Below are 18,571 nucleotides of genomic sequence, written 5' to 3' on the forward strand. Positions count from 1 at the left end.
AGCTCTGCGGCAGCGTTCCTGTGGTGACGAACATCCGCGAGCAGCCGGTTCCGGTCTGGCTCGACTATGACAAACTGACGCGGGATATTCTCTCGTTTTTGTGGGACAGGGGGCACCGGCGGATCGGCTACATCACTTCTCCGGTCCGGATGTACGACCGGGCGGATACGACGGTCGGCGTCATGAAGACGTTTTTCGGCGAACGCGGCGCGGAGTTCGGGCCGGGCTGGGTTTTCGAGGGAGAGGACTCCATTGAAAGCGGCATTTCCGGCGCGGAGCGGATTATGAAGGACGGCGGAGTCACCGCCATCTTCACAGGGAACGACCAGATGGCGTTCGGCGTCTACCGCTGGGCTTACCGGAACGGCGTGAAGATTCCGGACGAACTCTCCGTGGTCGGCTTCGACGATGTGCCGCAGGCGGCGACGATCATTCCGCCGCTGACCACGGTCCGCTTTCCGGTGGAGGAGATCGTCAGGCACACGGTCGAGCTGCTGGTGACGAAACTGAACCGGAGACCGCTGACCCCGGGCCGGATGACGCCCGAGATGCCGCTCGTGATCCGCGACTCCGTCGCCGACCGGACGCAAGAGGCGTATAATGCTCAGTATGTGAAGTTGCACGGGACTGCCATAGAATACTCAAGCTGCTTATCTGCAATGCACTGCATTGCCGCCTGATATTTTCTGCCGCCGCCGGCGTTCGCCGCGGCCGTATGACCGTTGTTTCCATTTTCCTGACCGTTAGACATCGTTATCTTCCTTTCTTTGCAGCTGTTGGCTCTGCTATTCATATTTCCGAACCGTCACTTCACATACTGAGCATTATGCGCAAACGGAGGAAAAGACGGATGAAAAAGAGTCCATTTACCCTGATCGAACTGCTGGTTGTGATTGCGATCATCGCCATTCTGGCATCGATGCTGCTGCCGGCATTGAGCCAGGCGCGCGAGCGAGGCAAGACGACGGCGTGTCTGAACCAGCTCAAGCAAGTCGGGCTCGGCATCGGCATGTACGCGAATGACAATGCCGATCAGATTCCGAGCAAGTGGGAGGGGGATATGCGGGCGGTCAGCAACTGGAAAACCCGCTGCGGCCTCGGCTTGCTGACGCCGTCCTATCTGCCGATGCAGGGCAAGGTTACCGGCGCCGATGTCGTCAAGGGGGCCGGTTACGGCAGATCGCGCCTCATGCACTGCCCGTCGAATCTGAACAGCTTCGTGAAAACCGTCAATTTCAGCGATTACAATTACCGTTATTACGACGGTTACGGGAAGATTTCGAAACAGACCGGCCTGCACCCGGATTTCAAGATCCGCTGGAGCGCGGTCATGATGGTTCAGGATGAAGTCGGCGCCTTCAATCAGGCCTATCATGCCGGAAAGACCAATCAGCTCTACTACGGCGGTCACGCCGGAACCATTGCGTCCAGCCGCTATTTCGGCAAGACCTGGCAGTGGAAGTATATGAACGAGGAATTTTGAGGATGATCCCGCTACGGAGGAAAGGCAAATGAGAAAACATTTTACCCTGATCGAACTGCTCGTCGTTATTGCAATCATTACGATTCTTGCTGCGATGTTGCTTCCGGCGTTGAATCAGGCGCGCGAAAGAGGAAAGGCGGCTTCCTGTGTCAGCAACTTAAAGCAGACTGGAATTGCTCTTAACATGTACTCGAATGACAATCGGGATTTTCATCCGTATTTTTATGGACAGGAAAGCCATAACCGTTTGATTGTGAGTGACTGGAAAAAGCGTGTCGGGCTCGGGTTGCTGGCTCCGGACTATTTGCCGACTTTCGGCAGCCCGAACAGCGGAGAAATCCAAAATGGAGCCGGGAACGGCCGTCCTAAAACGATCAGATGCCCGGGAAATGGAGACGGTTTCAGGCAGAATGCGAATTTCGGCGATTACCAATATATGCTCAGCCCGAGTTATTTGACGAAAAAGTCGACAACCGGATACAGCACGATGTACGGAACCGATTGGAACCGTGTTCCGCTTGTCCGGGATCAGACCGATTCGTCATCCGGGGCTTATTCGCGTGCTGTTCATCTGGGCTCTACGAATGCGGTCATGTACGATGGGCATGTCGGAAGCATTAAACTGCACCAGTACTTCATGAAGGGATTCAAGGACGTGGTGGAAAAGCGTTAAATCTTTAATAATGATAGTTTGAGGTAATAAAAGCATGAGATTTTACAGGAAACTGTTCTGCATGATCGGGCTTGGCTGCCTGATTGCCGCATCCGCCTCCGCCGGCTGGAAAGAGGAGCGGGATTTTGCGGAAAAGATGAAAAAGGAGTGCGAGCGCTCGCCGCGTCAGACTCCATACCGGGTAAATGGAGAAACCATTCCGGTTGAGCCGGAGTTCTGTATCAATATCCATCATCTCGACGATAAGGTCGCCGCGAATTTGAAAAAAGCCGGAATCAAAACCGTCCGGCATACAATTTACTGGTATGCTGTTGAGAAAACGAAAACTCCGGGCGTTTATGACAGGAATGAATTGGAAAAGCTCGACAAACGGTTTGCGGATTACAAGAAGTTCGGCCTCGAACCGCTGGTGATCGTCCACGGTAACGCGCCCGGCACGGGTTTTGCGAATCGGCAGGAGTCCTACGAACGGTTCGGGAAGTTCATGGCAATGCTCGCAAAGCGTTACCCGGACGTGAGATATTTCCAGTTGTGGAACGAGATGGATGTCGCGTTCACGGATCTTTTCGGAAAAAATGCAAAGCTTCCGATGGAGGAGCGCGCGAAGTGTTACGTCGAAATGCTGAAGGTCGTTACGCCGATGATCAGGGCCGCGAATCCGAAAGCGGTCGTTGTGACGGGCGGCATGGTCGACAGCGACGAATTTCCGCACGGGCTTTACAAACACGGCGGCCGGGAGTATTTCGACGTGCTCGCGCTTCACACCTACGGCATGCCGCTTTCGTGGTCGTTCATCGGGCGCGGGGCGCGGGTGCGGAAGATCATGGACGAAAACGGCGACGCGGCAAAGCCGCTCTGGAACACCGAGTTCGGTGCAAGCGGCGAGGGAATCGCCCAGGCATGGGGCATCCCGAAGGAGGATCCGGTCAAGTCGTTTGATGAACGTCAGTGCGATATGCTGACCGGATGTATGGAGTTCAACAAAAAGGCGAAAATTTACAGCAAATATTTCGTCTATGCCTACCATGCGGGTTCGGAGGCGTCGAAGGCGATGAAGGAAAAACTGGAGAAACAGGTTCCCGGCATCAATTTCAATGATATCACTTTCAGTCTGGTGAAAAAGGACGGAACTCCGAAAAAGTTCATGCAGCGGTTGATCGATGATCAGTCGCGCAAAAAAAAAATAACGCAGGAAGCGGGACGCGCCAAAAGCGTTGATGGACGTCTCTATTTTCGCAACCGCCCGTTTTTCCCGCTCGGGCTGGTGTTCGGGCGGACCGATGCGGAGATGCAAAAGGCGAAGGCGTCCGGCTTCAACAGCATCCATCAGGAGTACAGCCTCCGCGATGTGCTGCCGGAAGGGCCGGACAGGATCGATCCGGCCGGCGTGCGGCGCATCCGCGATCTGCACGAGACCGCCCGGCGGAACGGCATGGTGCTGTTTCCGCTGCTGACCGGACACTACATACCGGGCTGGCTGGGCAAAACGGCGGGACCGGCTCCCGCCGACATCAACGGTGCTCCGGTCGGTCTCTGGTTCCGGCACAGTCTGCATCACCCGGCCTACCGGAATGCGCTGGAAACCTTCTGGCGAACCGTGGCTCGGGAGGTCGGCGACGACCCGAATGCCGCGCTCTTCGTAAGCTGGAACGAACCGGCCTACGGGCTCGATGCGACACCGGCCGCCTTGAACGCCTACCGGAACGCGATGAAACGGCAGCACGGCTCGATCGACGCATTCAATAAGGCGATGGGAACGCAATTCGCCGCATTTGAAACGATCGTTCCGCCCGCCGCGCCGGATGAAAACCGGAAATTTTTCTACTGCTGGTTCCGCTATAACCAGCAGGCGTTTGCGGATTTTTTCGCCTGGCAGCGTTCGATCCTGCTGGCCGAGGCCCCGGAAATGAAGCTCTCCGGCAAGCACCCGGTGACGGCATTGCTCGGCGACGCGCTTCAGGTCAACCATATACCGCTGCAGGCCGCGGCACAGGATATCTACGGCTGCGACGCCTACAACGGCTCTCTGCTCCATTATCGCGACGCGATGGAGGCGGCCCGGTCGCTCTCCGGCGGCGGTCCGGTCATTTCGTACGAAACGCATGCACAGAAGGGGATTCCGCCGGTGAAGCCGGACCACGCCGCGTTGCAGATGTTCGTGCAGATCCTCGGCGGCTGCCGCGGGATTTTCTTCTTCTGCAACGGCGAACAGCCGCAGTTCGGCTTCTACTCCGACAAAGCCACGCCGCCGCCGGTGCGGGAGAAGCTTGAAAAACTGTTCCGGCTCATCGATGCGAACCAGACGATTTTTTCGCTGCCGCGCGCGAAGGCGCAGATCGCGGTGCTGCTCTCCGACACGGCGAATCTGCACTACGGCAGCGACCCGGAGCCGCCGAGGCGGGACGAATATGCGAAACGGGTCTCTCAAACCTATGATCTTCTTCGCAATCAGCATTTTGCCGTCGACTTCATCACGGAGTCGCAACTGGCGGGGAAGCTTGGTGATTACCGCCTTCTCGTCGTCCCCTCCCGCTCGATCCTGACTGATGCCGAGTTGGAACTCCTGGCCTCCTATCTGAAAAACGGCGGAAAACTGCTGGCGTTCGGCAAGGCGTTCGACCGCAACGAGTTTTTTGAACCGCGCGGCCTTCCGCCGCTGCTCGGCATCGACAGGCGCGAGCCTGCGCCGTGGAATCGCGGCCAGATGCGGCTGGTGGAGGTCGATCCGGCTCTGGCCGAACAGTTTCCGACCGAGATTATCGTGCAGGAACCCGAACGTGTGAATCCGCTGCCGATGGAACAGGCGATTCCGGGCTACATTCCCGAAAGCCGGCTGGATGCGCATCGGACGCTGGCCGCAAATCAGGACGCCTACCCGTCGATCGTCATGTCGAACGACGGACGGGTGGTCTACTGCGCGTTCGATTCGCTCTACTCGACCGAGCTTTCGCAATTGATCGGGGGAATTGTCGAGCGGAGTCTCGGAATCCCGCGCGAAATGCGGATCACGCGCCCCGGCAGTCCGGACGAGGCGGTCGAGCTGCTGGGCGCCGTGAACCGATGCGGAGACGAGACGGCGCTCCTTTTTGCAAACTCCGGCGCGCGGCCGGGCCGATGGGAGATCGCCGTCCCCGGAGTTCCGGACGGAACGTGGCGCGAACTTTCCTCCGGAGAGGCGGTTCCGGTGAAAGAGGGGCGTTTCTCTCTTTCGCTGCCGCCGTACGGCTACGCGGTGCTGACGCCGGCGCGCTGAGTCGCATTTGCATTCCGCTTCCTCCCGGTGTATGTTGTTGAGCAATCAACCATATCATACATCCGGAGGAATGATGTTTCCGTACAGAACGCGCATCCTGCAACTGCTGGTCTATGCGGCCGCGATCGGCTGGGGAGTCGCCATTCTGGGCACGTTGCTGCCGTGGAACGTCATGGAGTTCCTGCTTCAGGGGTTGGGCAAGGAGATGACGGAGGAAGGGCCGATGGTCCGTTACTGGTTCCGCATGGCGTCCGGCGGCTGGAGCATCATCGGCTTCCTCTTTCTCTGCTGTGCCGTCCGTCCGCGCCGATATGCCGTTCTGCTTCCGCTGCTCGCCTGGGGAGCATTGTTTGAAGGAATGGTTCTCCTGATTCACGGCCTCGCACTGTCGCTGCCGCCGTTTCCGTTTTTCGGCGATGTCGCCTTCTGCTTCGTCACCGGTGCCGGAATCCTGATTTGCAGACAGAAAAAAGCCGCCCCGCAATGAGGCGGCCCGGAATGCGGCATCCGTCAGAAGTTGAAGATGTCGTCAGACAGAAGTTCATTAGTTGAACTATCTTTAAAATAGGGGCTGCTGTCTTTTTCAAAATAGAGGCTACTGTTATTTAAGTTGCCGCTTGTCAGAGGAACCCCCTTGCCTTGCTTCGCAAGCACGCCGATATATCCATCCGGTCCCGCGGAATAGAGATCATAACCTGTTTTATTGAATTTCCCCGGATAGGCATAGAAAATCGGGTTGCCCCAGCTGTCTTCCAGTTTATCATTGGAATTGATGCTCTCTTTCAGGGTTTCGGCATCAATCTGACTCAGGAATTCTTTCAGGTAGTCTTTTTCCGCCTGAGAACCGGAGGAGTCGAATGTCCGACCGCCGAATTCAAGTTTCTTGATCAACCCTGAGGTACTATCCACAGTTACTGTTATTTCATTGAATTCAGCTTGAGTAGTACTTGGGGGAATGATGCCGAACTTCGTATTGCAGGATTCCAGCGCGGCGTTGAGGCGGGAGAAGAGGGCGCGGGTGGCGCTCTCTTTGGCCGAGTTCATCGCGTAACTGTACATGCCGAACCCGATCGCCGTCAGAACGCCGATCAGAAACACCACGACCAGGACTTCGGTCAGGGTAAAACGCTTTTTCATTGAAGTTCCTTTCTTTTCCGGGTTGAAACCGCTTCCACTATGGAATATAATATGGCTGATTCGTATTTTCAAAAGATTTGCCGGGAAAATTCATGAATATTGATGGAAAAACCGTTCTCGTCACCGGCGGCGCGCGCCGGGTCGGGGCGGAGCTGGTCCGCGCCTTCGCCGCGGCGGGAGCCGATATCCGGCTTCACGTCCGGCGGTCGCGCGACGAAGCCGGGGAGCTGGCGGCGGCGCTGCCGGCGCCGGAGCGGTGCCGGATTCTGACGGCCGACCTCGCCGTTCCGGGGGAGGCTGCGAAACTGTTCGAAGCCTGCGGGCCGGTCGATATCCTCGTCAACAACGCCTCGATGTTCGAGCCGGGCGAGCTGGCTGCCGGGCCGGAAGCGCGCGACCGGGAGCATTTCGAGGTGAATTTCTGGAGCCCGCTCGCCCTGATGCGCGCTTTTGCGGCGCAGCAGCTTCGGGAGGGAGCGGTCGTCAACCTGCTCGATCAGGAGGTCGTGCACGGTTCGGCGCGGGGAGGAGCTTACGCGCTGTCGCGCCGCGCGCTGGCCGATGCGACGCTCGAATTCGCGCGAGAACTCGGCCCCCGGAATCTGCGCTTCAACGCGGTTGCGCCCGGTCCCGTCCTGCCCCCTGCGTGGCTGCCGGGCGGAAAGATGGAGAAAACGCTTCCGACGCTGCCGTTGCGCCGGAAGGTCGGGCTGGCCGATCTTGCCGAAGCGGTTCTGTTCCTCTGCCGCAACGATTCAATCACCGGAGAGATTCTCTGTGTCGACTGCGGCCAGCATCTGTGACCATTCGACCGGATTTCATGCATCGGAGGCGCTTTGCCGGTAAGCGGTGGGAGAGAGTCCGGTGCGGCGGCGGAACATGCGTGAAAACTGCAATGCATCCGGGTAGCCGCAGCGTTCGCCGATCTCCTTGACCGACAGATTCCGGTCGTGCAGCAGATGCCGCGCGAGTTCGATCCGGCTGTCGAGCTGGCAGCGGATCGGGGAGACTCCGAAGTGACGGCGGAAATTCGCGGCGAAGGCCGGTACGGAACGGCTGACCATCCGGGCCAGCATGGCCAGGTCGAGTTCCTGTTCCGGGGTTGAGACGATCAGCCGGCGGACACGCAGATAGGAGTCCGGAATCCGGTTCCTTCTGCCGCTTTTGCGGGCGCGGCTGATTTCGAGAAACAGGGAGGAGAGATGATTCCGCAGCAGCCGGGGATCCGGTTCCGGCATGGCGGTGATCTCGCGGTAGACCGGTGCGAGGCACGACTCGAGCAGCGGAATGTCGTTCCACTCGAAACAGAACTCCTCCGCAAGCCCGGCCTCCGCCAGCAGGGCCGGAACGCAGCTGCCGTGGAAATGGAGCCAGCTGTGGCTCCAGCGTTCGACCGGATTCCCGTAAAAGTGACCGGCTCCCTCCCGCCAGAGCCGCAGGGCGGGGCCTTCGGTCTGAAGCTCCCCGTCCGCGACCCGGAGCCGGACCGGACCTGCGAAAAACATCAGCAGCCGGTCTCCGGTTCCATGCGGCCGGTCGATCAGTCCGGGCTCCATCTCCTCGCCGATGCCGACGCCGGAGACCGCGAGCGGCCCCTCCCGGCGCGGCGTTTCGAATTTCAGGTAGCGGACTTTCATCGTTTATGCCATTCTTTCAATCGTTTATGCCATACCGGAAAACGATTTTTTGTGGTATAATATACACGTTTCCATCGGAAAAGACAAATCCCCGCGGCCGAGGGAGCAACTTTTTGGAAAACAATAAACAATGCCTTTTTCGGAGGTGTGAGTACGGCGGAGCCGCACGGAACACCGGAGACGAGCACGACACGCAGTGTCGGGCATGGTCTTTTGAGACGAGCACGACACGCAGTGTCGGGCATGGTCTTTTGAGACGAGCACGACACGCAGTGTCGGGCATGGTCTTTTGAGACGAGCACGACACGCAGTGTCGGGCATGGTCTCTTCAGAGAGCGGGGCCCCCGAAAAGTATCATCCGCCGCGCAAGCGCTGTGGATGACAGGCCCAACTTGTCCTCCGCAGTCTCGGCGAAGGAGGAAGGGGGATAACCTTTTAGAAAAATATTAACTAGGAGAATGGAAAATGTTTGGTTCACTCGATTCCCTCACGAAGATTTCGACGGCCCGTTCGCGTTCGATTTCGGCTGAAAATGTCTACGGCGAGCCCGGGCGAGGCGGCATGGCCGAGGTCAGCGATACGCCGCAGCCCGAGGTGGTCCGCATCGGGCAGGGGTGGGGCAATAACAGTTGCGCGCGCGAGCTCGGGCAAAAGTGGAAGGTGCGTCCGTGCATCACGCTCGCGCCGGCGGCGGTTACGACGCTGATGGATGTCGACGGCCCCGGCTGTATCCGGCATATCTGGATTACGGTGAACGAAAAGCATCTGCGGAACATCGTGCTTCGGATGTACTGGGACGGGGAAGAGGCTCCGAGCGTCGAAGTTCCGCTCGGCGACTTCTTCTGCAACGCCTGTCTGCATACGGCGCAGATCGTCGCCGTTCCGATCAATGTGAATCCGACCAACGGCATGAACTGCTACTTCCCGATGCCGTTTGCCCGCCACGCGAAAATCACGGTGGAGAACCTGCTGCCGGACGAGGGAATCGACGGCTTCTTTTACACGATCAACTTCGAAGAGCTCGACGAGCCGGCCGGAGACGCATATTTCCACGCCCGGTTCAACCGGACGAATCCGCTCAGGTACGGCGACGACTACACGATTCTCGATGGCGTTGAAGGGAGCGGCAACTTCGTCGGCTGTTATATGACCTGGCAGCAGAACAACAACGGCTGGTGGGGCGAGGGCGAGGTCAAGATGTTCCTTGACGGCGACACGGAATTCCCGACCATCTGCGGCACCGGCACCGAGGACTATTTCGGCGGAGCCTGGTGTTTCAATAAAACCTTCAGCTCTCCGTTTCTCGGCTATCCGTTCGGCGGGGAGAACCGCACCGGCGCGCGTCACAGCCTCTACCGCTTCCACGTGCTCGATGCAATTCATTTTCACAGCAGTCTGAAGGTTACGATCCAGGCGATCGGCTGGCGCGACAAAGGGCGTTACCTGCCGCTGCAGGACGATATTTCGTCGGTTGCCTACTTCTATTTGAAAGAGCCGCACAAGCCGTTCCCGGCGCTGCCGGACCGCAACGGCCTTGAGATCATCTGACCGCCTGCCGCCGCCGGCCCGGCTCCGTGCCGCTCTGCCGGCGGCGGTATTGCGAATCATGACCGGTGGCTTATTCTGCGGCTGCGGTCTCGTACGGGTTGGGCCGATCGAGGGAGAAGGTCACTGTTTCGCCGAGTTTCAAGCGCGGAATCGCGTACTCCCGCACCAGCGTTTTCTCCTGAAATTCTTTTTTCTTTTCGTCGAACCGGCCGCCGCTGCGGAGAAAGACGGAACATTTGACTTCGGCATGATCGTCATCGAGGAATTTTCCCCGGCAGAGGATAACCGCGCCGAAGCCGTCGAGGGCTCCGATTCCGAAATTCTTCGACGGGAACTCCCGGCGAAAGGTCTCGCGCGGCAGAAAATCTGTCACCATTTCCACTGCCCCCTTGTCTCCGTCCGGGACGGCAATTCGCGGTGCGGCAATGGTTTTCCCTTTTTCTTTCAGGTCGAAATGGAACAGGATGAAATCGGATTCATGCCGGACCGCCTTGCAGCGCAATAGAAGCCCGCTCGCAGGGTACGGCGACGTTGTGAAGGTTGTCTCCCGTGGGAAGCTCCGCCTTTTCCCGGCCGGTTCCGGTTTCATGACGCCCGGCGTCAGGCAGCAGCCCGCAATCCCGGCGGAAAAGAGTACGCACAGCATAATGCAGCGGAGGCGGCGGGAGGATGCGGGAGAGTTCATGGTGATTCCCTGAATGCGTTGCCGGATGTTTTCGGCGCTTCGGCTGAGGCTGCAGGCGGGAAGAGGCGGAAAAACATTGCCGTCTGCGGCGAAATCGAGGATCAGCCGGGCATACGAACCGCGTCCGGCGGAAGTCAGGTTCAGGAGCTCCGCCGTTTGTGCGTCACACTCCATCTCCCGGAACTGCTCAAGCCGGGAGCGGCAGAGGCGGATAAGCGGATTGAACCAGAACAGCGTTCCGGTCAGCGTGAGCAGGAGTGTCCGCAGCGGATCGCGCCGCTTCAGGTGCAGACATTCATGGGTCAGCAACATAAGGAGTTCACGGTCAGGCAGAAGGCCACATCGCTCCGCGGGAAGCAGGATGACGGAACGGAATACGCAGCAGGAGAGCGGCCCGGCATTGAGCGAACCGCCGTCGCGGAGATCGATCCTGCGGCGGGTGTTTCCGGTCAGATTCCTTGCCCGGTTCAGCAGGGCTGCCATGCGTGCGTCGCAAATCGGCGGCAGGCTGCGTACCCGGCGCGTCCAGCGACGAAGCCGGTGCAATCGTTTCAGCAGCAGAAACAGTCCGGCCGCAATCAGAAACAGGGCAGTTCGGCCCATCGCATGATGCAGGGAGACCGGGGCGGGAACGGAGGATGCACTCCCCGTCTGGGAAGACGGTGCCGCCGGTCGCTCCTCCCGGACTGTTTGCATCGTCCGGAGTTGAATCTCCGACGGCAGGCGCAGGACAGGCTGGCTCAAGGGGAGAAAGGAGAGACAAAGCAGTACGAGAAGCTGCTTCCGGCCCGGACGTACCTGAAAGAGGCGTTCAACGGTGATCAGCAGAAGCGCCAGCAGACAGCCGCGCAGCAGCATGCCGAGGAGATAAGTGCCGAGCTCACTCATTTTCCGTCTCCTGTTCGTCGAGAAGGCGTTTCAGTTCCGCGATATCCGCGGCGGAAAGCTTCCCTCTCCGCACGAAGAAGCTGACCATCGCCGCGCAGTCGTCGTCGAACGCCTGAGCGGCCAGCCGTTCGCCGGCCGCTTCGCGGTACTCCTCCCGGCTCAGCAGCGGCCGGTAGAAGTAGAAGCGTTTGCGGCCGCATTGCCGGACGGCGCCTTTCCCGACCAGCCGCGCCAGCAGGGTCTTCACCGTGCTGGCGTCCCAGCCGCAGGAGGCGGCCGCCCGTTCCGTCAGTTCCGGCGCAGTCAGGGGAGAAGTCTCCCATAACAGCTTCAAAAGTTCGAGTTCACTGTTCGTCACCACTGTGTTTTTCACTGTTCCGCCCTTTCCCGTTCCGGTTTGCCGGAGATTAATCTACATCTGTAAATTATAAAATCAAATACATAATTGACAATTGTAAATTATATTTTTTTGAAAAAAGTACCGCTCCGAATCCTTGTAAAAGCGCGTCTTTCGGATATAGTGTAGCGGAGAGGGAGATCATCACGCATGTTTTTGCGTGAATATTGGCGAGAAGGAGAGCCGAAAGATGGAGAAGAAGAAAATTCCGCTGCTGCACCGGGACGGCGTCAGCTATGTCCTGCCGTTTGTTCTGATCACCGCATGTTTCGCGCTGTGGGGATTTGCGAACGATATCACGAATCCGATGGTCAAGGCGTTTGCGAAGATTTTCCGCACGACCACGACTGAAGGCTCGCTCGTGCAGGTCGCCTTTTACGGCGGCTATTTCGCGATGGCGTTCCCGGCTGCGGTGTTCATCCGGAAATATTCGTACAAGGCAGGCATCCTGCTCGGGCTGGCGCTCTATGCGGTCGGGGCGCTGCTGTTTTTTCCGGCCAGGCTGACCGGGAATTTCTATCCGTTCCTGATGGCTTACTTTATCCTGACCTGCGGCTTGTCATTTCTCGAAACCAGCGCGAATCCGTATATCCTGTCGATGGGGAGCGAAGAGACGTCGACGCAGCGGCTGAATTTTGCGCAGTCGTTCAATCCGATCGGCTCCCTGTTCGGCATGTATGTCGCAATGGAGTTCATCCAGTCCCGGCTCTCCCCGCTCGATACGGCCGGGCGCGCCGCGCTGACCGATGCGGAATTCGCCCGGGTCCGCGATGCGGATCTGACGGTGCTGATCCGTCCCTATCTGCTGATCGGGCTGGTCATCATCGCGCTGTTTCTGCTGATCCGGTTCGTGAAGATGCCGGCCAGCGCCGACCAGTCGCACAAGATCGATTTCCTGCCGACGCTCCGGCGGATTTTCCGGATTCCTCGCTACCGCGACGGAGTGATCGCGCAGTTCTTCTACATCGGCGCGCAGATCATGTGCTGGACCTTCATCATCCAGTACGGCACCCGGATTTTTCTCGGGCAGGGGATGGATGAGCGGGCGGCGGAGGTGCTTTCGCAGCAGTACAACATCGCCGCGATGGTCCTCTTCTGCGCGAGCCGCTTCATCTGCACATTCCTGCTGCGCTACCTGAATCCCGGCAAGCTGCTGCTGATTCTGGCGGTTGCGGGCGGAGTCTTCACTCTCGGCGTAATCGGCTTCACCAATGTTTTCGGCCTCTACTGCCTGGTTGCCGTTTCGGGGTGCATGTCGCTGATGTTCCCGACCATCTACGGCATCGCGCTCAAGGGGCTCGGCGACGATGCGAAGTTCGGTGCGGCGGGGCTCATCATGGCGATTCTCGGCGGTTCGGTGCTGCCGCCGCTGCAGGCGGCGGTCATCGACCGCGGCGAATTTTTCGGCTTCCCGGCTGTGAACCTCTCATTTGCGCTGCCGCTGATCTGTTTTGCCGTGGTGGCGCTCTACGGCTACCGCACAAGGCGTTCGGCCTGACGCCGGAAGAAAACGGAACAGGCCGGAACCTGCATGGCCCCGGCCTGTTGCCGCTGTTGCCGCTTTACCGGACTTCGAAATCGAAGACGCGCATCGGGCGTTCGCTCCACCCTTCCTCAAGCACGAGCCTGACCTCCGTGCACGGAACCGGCTCCCAGCGGAGCAGGACGAGCCGGTGATGGTTGTCGGCGACTTCGGCCAGCGTGCGCTTCCGGCCGCCGACCGTTGCTTCGATCCGGAACTTTTTCGGCAGCTGCGCCGGCATGGCGCGGAACATCTGGTGATCCTCCACATTCAGCTGGCGCTTCAGGTCCGAAAGATCGCTGTCGAAAACGAGCCGGACGCCGCCGACCGTCTCCGGCGCATCGAAGCGGTAGACGGCTTCTCCGCCGGCCGGAAATTCCGCGCCCTGTTTGCCGTCGTCCCAGTCGCGGTCGCGGCCGTTCCGCAGGATTTCGCAGCTGATCGCCCCCCGGAGCGAAAGCGGCGAAACCCGGCGCGGAATATTCGGGATGAACTGGTCCTGGTCAAGCAGCGTCTGCTGGAGTTCGTCCAGATGCCGTTCATAGATGCCGCGCGGCGATTCACCGTATTTCACCGCGAGCGCGGCGGCGGTGCCGACCGCCTGGCCGAGCATCGACGTCGTCGCCATGACCCGGGTCGAACTCAGCGCCATGTGCGTCGTCGAAATATTGCGCCCGGCGAAGAACAGATTGTCGATGTTGACCGAGTAGAGCGAACGGTACGGAATGCCGAACGGCGACGGCGCAGGGTGGAAGATCGTCGGCGCGCCGGGATAATAGATCGCTTCGGGGTGGTGGTCGTCCATGGTCCAGCCGCCGTAGGCGACCGCGTCGTCGAATTTCCCTTCGGCTTCGACCTCCTTCTGGCAGAGCACGTGATCGCCGACGTAGCGGATGTTCTCGCGCTTGCCGGGCAGGCTGCCGATCCAGTCAAGCTCCCACTTGCGGCCGCGGCCGTCCGGATGGTTCTTGATGTACTCCCAGCAGCCGTAGGCGATTTTATAAAGCTCGTCGCGGATTGCGTCGGCATCTCCGACCGTATCCATGACGCCGCCGAACTCCATCCACCAGAAGTTGTTGCCTTCCGGTTCGAAATTGCGTTTCGGCAGCGTCTCCTCGGTGTAATGATACGCCCACTCAGGCGCCCGGAACGGAATGTGCCGGTCGGTGCGCCGGAGCTGGATCAGGATCGAATTGCCCATCGTCTTGGCGTCGGCCTTCTCCGGGGCGTGCGGCTCGTCGAATTCATCGCGCGCCTCGCGGCCGCTGCGGTATTTCGCACCGGAGAGACGCAGGATGCTGTCGCCGGAACAGTCGGCGAACAGTTTCCCTTCAACCTTGTAGCGGCAGTATTCGGTGAGGTTCCAGCCGGTAACCGAAGTGATGCGGCCGTTTTCGGTCTCGACCTTTTCGACCGTCGTATTCAGCAGGACGGTCAGATTTTTCTCCTGCTTCGCGAATCCGTACATGACATCGTCCCAGATCGTGTACTTCATGGTCGGATTGTAGTAATAGTTGTCGAGCTGAAGCTCTTCGAGGAGTCCGGTCTCCTTGCGGTTTTCGCCGTGAGCGCCGCAGATCCACATGCGGATTTCGCTCGAGGCGTTGCCGCCGAACATCGGGCGGTCCTGGATGATCACGGTCTTTGCTCCGTTGCGCGCGGCGGCGACGGCCGCGCAGAGTCCGGCGATGCCGCCGCCGACCACGACGAAGTCGGCGGAGAGTCTGCGTCTGGTAATAATCATTCTTCTGCTCCGTATCTCAATGTTGCAGGATATCTTCTTTAATAGAATCCGGGTCCGGCCGTATTTCAAGTTCCGGTCCGGCTGAAAAACGCCTCAGTTGACGTTGCACCAGAAATCTCCCCTGTTGTCGGACTGGCTGTTCAGGCGGTTATACGGAATTTCTTCAAAACTGCGTCCTTCTACATGGCCGTCGACGAAGCAGATGTTTCCGCCGCTTCCGCCTTTGTGCCGCCAGGTGCCGTTTTTGCCGTTGTCCACCATCTCCGCCCGGTTCTGGGCTGCCGGGGAGTAAGGAGCGCGGCTGCCGTTCGGGCTGCTGCCGCTGCGGTAGATATCGAAAAGCATGGCGCGCCCGGAGGCGTTGCGGATTTTCGACAGTGCGTAGCCGCCCTGGTTGTCCGGGCAGTCCGGCGTGATGCGGTGGTTGATTCCGTAATGGCGCACCAGCGCTTCATTTTCAGTCGAAGTGACGCTGGACGGACAGGCGAAGACGCCGGAAGGCCGTTTTTTGTCGGCCGCGAGATAGCTGCCCTTCTCCTGTTTGGCGCCGGAATTATTCGCATAATAGAGCACATCCTGCCAGGTGCCGGTCATCGTGGTTGCACCGCCGCCGTAGTTGCGGAACGAAGAGGGCATGCGCCCGCGCTCCTGATCGAGGTACATCGACATGTAAGTGCCGAGCTGCTTGAGGTTGGCCGTACACTGGGTGTCGCGGGCCCGGGCGCGGGCCTGGTTCAGGGCGGGCAGCAGCATTCCGGCCAGAATCGCGATAATCGCAATCACGACCAGAAGTTCGATCAGGGTGAAGCGGGATACGGAGTGATTCATCATCTTTGCATTCTCCTTGGGATATGGTTGGTTCCGGATGAATTTCGATTCCGTAATAATTATACCGGATTACAGATGAAAAAACAAGACGATAATTTAAAAATGCAATATTAAAATATTGAAATATCATAATGTGATATTATAATATTGAAATTGAAATTTTCATTGCGGAAGAGAGAGTCGGCTTGTAATCCGGGGAGAAACGGATTATCTTTTCTGAAATTGCATGAAACGGAGTGAGGATGAAAAATAAACTGCTGGAAAAAACCTTTCAGGTGCTTGAAGCGGTCGCAGCTTCGCCGGAGCCGGTTTCCCTCAAGGAACTGAGCGGCCGGCTCGGAATCAATTCGAGCACGCTGTCGCGGATCGCGGCGGACCTGGTGGAGACCGGATATCTGACCAAAGCCGGATACCGCAATTTCGAGCCGGCCCTCGGCCTGATCCGGATCGGACAGAATGCGGTGCACAGTTCGCACCTGCCGCGCACGGTCAATCCGCTGGTCAGAAGCCGGGTCGACGAACTTGGAGTGAACGGCGCTTTTGCGGGGATCGAGAGCGGGCAGGTCGTCTATCTGTACCGCAGCGACGCTTTTTCGGATGAAAACCGGATCGGCCTGCCGTACCGGGTTCCGCTCTACCGGTCGAATATCGCGATTGCGATTCTGGCGATGAGCCTCCCGCCCGGGGAGGCGCTGGAACGTTTCCGGGCCGATATCCACGCCCGGCACGCCGAACACGCCGCCAAGGCGGACCTGGCGGAGATCCGGGACCTGCTTGAGCATGTCGCCCGGAACGGCTATCTGTTCCGCCGCGAGCCGGAGGCGCGCTGGAACATCACCTTTCCGGTCGAATACGGCGGTCAGTTCTACGGCGTCTCCTTTTACGGCGACCGGGCAGGGGAGCGGAACTTCGACCGCCTGCTGTTCGAGTGTTCGCTCCTGGCTTCCCGCATCCGTTCGAAACTGGTCATGGGGTGAGGCGCTTCCGGCTTGCATTGTCTGACAACCCTGATATATTACGACAGGGACAACTTTTTTGAGGAGCGCCGGATTTATGCAGAAAGTATTGGATTACATCGCCGCGAACTGGGGGAACACGACCCGTTTCAATCCGGTTTCGGAGGGGACGCTGATCGGGCTGCCGCACCCGTACACCGTGCCGTGCGCCGACGGCGCGTTTCAGGAGTTCTACTATTGGGACACCTATTTCACAAGCCGCGGCCTGGCGCTGCAGGGACACCCCGAGCTCGTGCGGGACAACTGCGAAAATCTGATTTACGAAGCCGACGAGCTCGGTTTCATTCCGAACGGCAACCGGACTTATTACCTTGACCGTTCCCAGCCGCCCGTCTTCGGTGCAATGCTGGAGCTGACCGGATCGGTGTATCCGGAGGACCGGGCATGGCTGCGCCGTGCGGCGCGTGCGCTTGAACTTGAGCTGCATTTCTGGAAATATCGCCGCCGCGACCGGTGCGGACTTACTCATTACGGCACCGACGCGACCGAAGAGCAGCTGATGGCGTTCTACCCGTGCTGCGTCGCGCGTCTCGGGTATCCGGCCGAGGCGACCGAGGAGGAGATGCGGGCGGCCGCGCGCGAAGCGATGGCCGAAGCGGAGTCCGGCTGGGATTTCAACCCGCGCTTCGAGCGCCGCTGCCCCGATTTCGCGGCGATCGACCTGAATTCGCTGCTCGTGCGAAGCCGCAATGAGCTCGGCGAGCTCTATCGCGATCTCGGAGACCTCGAGCGCTCCGACGAGTGGAAGCACAGCGCCGAGATCCGCAAGGAGCTGATCCACTGCTACTGCTGGAACGACCGGCGCGGCGTGTTTCTCGACTACAACTTCGTGACGAAACGGCACTCGAACGTATTTTCGTGCGCATCGCTCTTTCCGCTCTGGTGCGGCATTGCGACGCCGGAACAGGCGGAGTCGACGTTGTATGCGGTCGAGCATGAACTCGAATGCGAGCACGGCCTGGCCGCCTGCGAGAAGAACGATTCCGGCCGCGTCTACCAGTGGGACTACCCGAACGGCTGGGCGCCGCTGCATTTTGTGGCGATCGAAGGGCTCGACCGCTACGGCTTTACCGATGCGGCCCGCCGCATCGCCCGGAAATACGTCGATACGGTGGTGCGCAATTTCGAGCGGACCGGCGCTCTGTGGGAGAAGTACAACGTGGTGACCGGTTCGGTCGACGTGAAGGACGAATACAAAATGCCGCAGATGCTCGGCTGGACCGCCGGCGCCTTCGTTTACGCCGCGGACTATCTGAACGGTCACTGAACGGACGGTCGCCGCCGGAACCTGCTGCGGAACGCGCATACGATCAGGAGCAGTCCGGCCGCCGCCCCGGCCAGCCCTGCGGCCAGCCGGACGTAATATCGTCCCGGAACGGAGCGTTCGATGACCGCTTCGAACGGTCGTCGCGGGTCCGCATGGCAGGTGATCCGCTTTCCGGCCGGAAAGCGGCGCAGGAGCGGCAGGAGCGTCTCCGCCGTGCCGTGCGTCCGGCCGAAGAAATCATACCGGTGCGAGCCGTACGGCCGTCCGCCGACCGTGTAGCGGTAGTCGATCCGCAGTTCGGTTCCGCGCGCGGTCAGCGAGGCGGAGACGACTTCCGCCTGTGTCGGAAGCCAGCTGCGTGAAGCGATCGCTTCGCGGCAGGGAAGCAGCACGGTTTCGCGGATGAAATAAAGCGAGAACAGCAGGAGGATGACGCCGGACGCCGTCATCAGCTTGAAATTATTCCCGGCCTGGTCATTTTTTCGTTTCATAT

General features: G+C 59.4%; 17 protein-coding genes. 10 read left to right on the forward strand and 7 right to left on the reverse strand.

The window, feature by feature from the left end; translation table 11 throughout:
- From FYJ85_RS15400 to FYJ85_RS15420, 5 genes are all read left to right on the forward strand, one after another.
- Positions 1-680: LacI family DNA-binding transcriptional regulator (locus FYJ85_RS15400; RefSeq protein ID WP_206213229.1), on the forward strand; the 680-nt coding region annotated here is incomplete at its 5' end.
- Positions 681-850: 170 nt separating this feature from the next.
- Positions 851-1,483, forward strand: a complete 633-nt coding sequence (locus tag FYJ85_RS15405) for a type II secretion system protein (protein ID WP_154419421.1) — start codon at positions 851-853, stop codon at positions 1,481-1,483.
- Between the two features lie 28 nt (positions 1,484-1,511).
- Complete coding sequence (locus FYJ85_RS15410) at positions 1,512-2,156, forward strand: prepilin-type N-terminal cleavage/methylation domain-containing protein (RefSeq protein ID WP_106051424.1); 645 nt, start codon at positions 1,512-1,514, stop codon at positions 2,154-2,156.
- A 34-nt stretch (positions 2,157-2,190) separates the two neighbouring features.
- Complete coding sequence (locus tag FYJ85_RS15415) at positions 2,191-5,409, forward strand: cellulase family glycosylhydrolase (RefSeq protein WP_154419422.1); 3,219 nt, start codon at positions 2,191-2,193, stop codon at positions 5,407-5,409.
- A gap of 70 nt (positions 5,410-5,479) precedes the next feature.
- Positions 5,480-5,896, forward strand: a complete 417-nt coding sequence (locus FYJ85_RS15420; RefSeq protein WP_154419423.1) for a hypothetical protein — start codon at positions 5,480-5,482, stop codon at positions 5,894-5,896.
- Between the two features lie 23 nt (positions 5,897-5,919).
- On the opposite strand, the gene FYJ85_RS15425 is transcribed toward FYJ85_RS15420, so the two are convergent.
- The gene (locus FYJ85_RS15425; RefSeq protein ID WP_154419424.1) at positions 5,920-6,546 is read right to left on the reverse strand and encodes a type II secretion system protein GspG; all 627 of its coding nucleotides are present in this window, start codon (positions 6,544-6,546) and stop codon (positions 5,920-5,922) included.
- Between the two features lie 92 nt (positions 6,547-6,638).
- Between FYJ85_RS15425 and FYJ85_RS15430 the strand changes: the two genes are divergently transcribed.
- Positions 6,639-7,349 (forward strand): SDR family oxidoreductase, encoded by a 711-nt coding sequence (locus tag FYJ85_RS15430; protein ID WP_154419425.1) that lies wholly within the window; start codon positions 6,639-6,641, stop codon positions 7,347-7,349.
- Between the two features lie 15 nt (positions 7,350-7,364).
- Here FYJ85_RS15430 and FYJ85_RS15435 read toward each other — a convergent pair whose 3' ends face one another.
- Positions 7,365-8,183, reverse strand: coding sequence for an AraC family transcriptional regulator (locus tag FYJ85_RS15435; RefSeq protein WP_154419426.1), 819 nt, complete (start codon positions 8,181-8,183; stop codon positions 7,365-7,367).
- 465 nt (positions 8,184-8,648) lie between these two features.
- Here FYJ85_RS15435 and FYJ85_RS15440 point away from each other — a divergent pair, with 465 nt between their 5' ends.
- Positions 8,649-9,731 (forward strand): glycoside hydrolase family 172 protein, encoded by a 1,083-nt coding sequence (locus FYJ85_RS15440; protein WP_106051416.1) that lies wholly within the window; start codon positions 8,649-8,651, stop codon positions 9,729-9,731.
- A 70-nt stretch (positions 9,732-9,801) separates the two neighbouring features.
- Here the strand turns inward: FYJ85_RS15440 and FYJ85_RS15445 are convergent, their stop codons facing one another.
- Positions 9,802-11,304, reverse strand: coding sequence for a M56 family metallopeptidase (locus FYJ85_RS15445; protein ID WP_154419427.1), 1,503 nt, complete (start codon positions 11,302-11,304; stop codon positions 9,802-9,804).
- Complete coding sequence (locus FYJ85_RS15450) at positions 11,297-11,677, reverse strand: BlaI/MecI/CopY family transcriptional regulator (protein ID WP_154419428.1); 381 nt, start codon at positions 11,675-11,677, stop codon at positions 11,297-11,299. Before FYJ85_RS15450 ends, FYJ85_RS15445 begins: the two co-directional genes overlap by 8 nt.
- 214 nt (positions 11,678-11,891) lie before the next feature.
- Here FYJ85_RS15450 and fucP point away from each other — a divergent pair, with 214 nt between their 5' ends.
- Positions 11,892-13,199 (forward strand): L-fucose:H+ symporter permease, encoded by a 1,308-nt coding sequence (gene fucP, locus FYJ85_RS15455; protein ID WP_154419429.1) that lies wholly within the window; start codon positions 11,892-11,894, stop codon positions 13,197-13,199.
- A gap of 64 nt (positions 13,200-13,263) precedes the next feature.
- Here the strand turns inward: fucP and FYJ85_RS15460 are convergent, their stop codons facing one another.
- Positions 13,264-14,967 (reverse strand): FAD-dependent oxidoreductase, encoded by a 1,704-nt coding sequence (locus tag FYJ85_RS15460; RefSeq protein ID WP_154419430.1) that lies wholly within the window; start codon positions 14,965-14,967, stop codon positions 13,264-13,266.
- Between the two features lie 93 nt (positions 14,968-15,060).
- Positions 15,061-15,798 (reverse strand): type II secretion system protein, encoded by a 738-nt coding sequence (locus tag FYJ85_RS15465; RefSeq protein ID WP_154419431.1) that lies wholly within the window; start codon positions 15,796-15,798, stop codon positions 15,061-15,063.
- A 239-nt stretch (positions 15,799-16,037) separates the two neighbouring features.
- Here FYJ85_RS15465 and FYJ85_RS15470 point away from each other — a divergent pair, with 239 nt between their 5' ends.
- Positions 16,038-16,772 carry an IclR family transcriptional regulator gene (locus tag FYJ85_RS15470; RefSeq protein WP_106051409.1) on the forward strand — a complete coding sequence of 245 codons (735 nt, stop codon included), beginning with the start codon at positions 16,038-16,040 and terminating at the stop codon, positions 16,770-16,772.
- A 76-nt stretch (positions 16,773-16,848) separates the two neighbouring features.
- On the forward strand, positions 16,849-18,078 hold the full coding sequence (locus tag FYJ85_RS15475; RefSeq protein WP_106051408.1) for a trehalase family glycosidase: 1,230 nt from the start codon (positions 16,849-16,851) through the stop codon (positions 18,076-18,078).
- Here the strand turns inward: FYJ85_RS15475 and FYJ85_RS15480 are convergent.
- Positions 18,072-18,569, reverse strand: coding sequence for a DUF3592 domain-containing protein (locus FYJ85_RS15480; protein ID WP_154419432.1), 498 nt, complete (start codon positions 18,567-18,569; stop codon positions 18,072-18,074). The genes FYJ85_RS15475 and FYJ85_RS15480 overlap by 7 nt on opposite strands.
- Positions 18,570-18,571: the final 2 nt, after the last annotated feature.

It is taken from the genome of Victivallis lenta (assembly GCF_009695545.1).
Lineage (GTDB): Bacteria > Verrucomicrobiota > Lentisphaeria > Victivallales > Victivallaceae > Victivallis > Victivallis lenta.

Excerpts from the sequence above, each read along its gene's own strand:
- FYJ85_RS15405 (WP_154419421.1), top strand. The coding sequence starts at position 851 with ATGAAAAAGAGTCCATTTACCCTGATCGAACTGCTGGTTGTGATTGCG.
- FYJ85_RS15410 (WP_106051424.1), top strand. The coding sequence starts at position 1,512 with ATGAGAAAACATTTTACCCTGATCGAACTGCTCGTCGTTATTGCAATC.
- FYJ85_RS15415 (WP_154419422.1), top strand. The coding sequence starts at position 2,191 with ATGAGATTTTACAGGAAACTGTTCTGCATGATCGGGCTTGGCTGCCTG.
- FYJ85_RS15420 (WP_154419423.1), top strand. The coding sequence starts at position 5,480 with ATGATGTTTCCGTACAGAACGCGCATCCTGCAACTGCTGGTCTATGCG.
- FYJ85_RS15425 (WP_154419424.1), bottom strand. The coding sequence starts at position 6,546 with ATGAAAAAGCGTTTTACCCTGACCGAAGTCCTGGTCGTGGTGTTTCTG.
- FYJ85_RS15430 (WP_154419425.1), top strand. The coding sequence starts at position 6,639 with ATGAATATTGATGGAAAAACCGTTCTCGTCACCGGCGGCGCGCGCCGG.
- FYJ85_RS15435 (WP_154419426.1), bottom strand. The coding sequence starts at position 8,183 with ATGAAAGTCCGCTACCTGAAATTCGAAACGCCGCGCCGGGAGGGGCCG.
- FYJ85_RS15440 (WP_106051416.1), top strand. The coding sequence starts at position 8,649 with ATGTTTGGTTCACTCGATTCCCTCACGAAGATTTCGACGGCCCGTTCG.
- FYJ85_RS15445 (WP_154419427.1), bottom strand. The coding sequence starts at position 11,304 with ATGAGTGAGCTCGGCACTTATCTCCTCGGCATGCTGCTGCGCGGCTGT.
- fucP (WP_154419429.1), top strand. The coding sequence starts at position 11,892 with ATGGAGAAGAAGAAAATTCCGCTGCTGCACCGGGACGGCGTCAGCTAT.
- FYJ85_RS15460 (WP_154419430.1), bottom strand. The coding sequence starts at position 14,967 with ATGATTATTACCAGACGCAGACTCTCCGCCGACTTCGTCGTGGTCGGC.
- FYJ85_RS15465 (WP_154419431.1), bottom strand. The coding sequence starts at position 15,798 with ATGATGAATCACTCCGTATCCCGCTTCACCCTGATCGAACTTCTGGTC.
- FYJ85_RS15470 (WP_106051409.1), top strand. The coding sequence starts at position 16,038 with ATGAAAAATAAACTGCTGGAAAAAACCTTTCAGGTGCTTGAAGCGGTC.
- FYJ85_RS15475 (WP_106051408.1), top strand. The coding sequence starts at position 16,849 with ATGCAGAAAGTATTGGATTACATCGCCGCGAACTGGGGGAACACGACC.
- FYJ85_RS15480 (WP_154419432.1), bottom strand. The coding sequence starts at position 18,569 with ATGAAACGAAAAAATGACCAGGCCGGGAATAATTTCAAGCTGATGACG.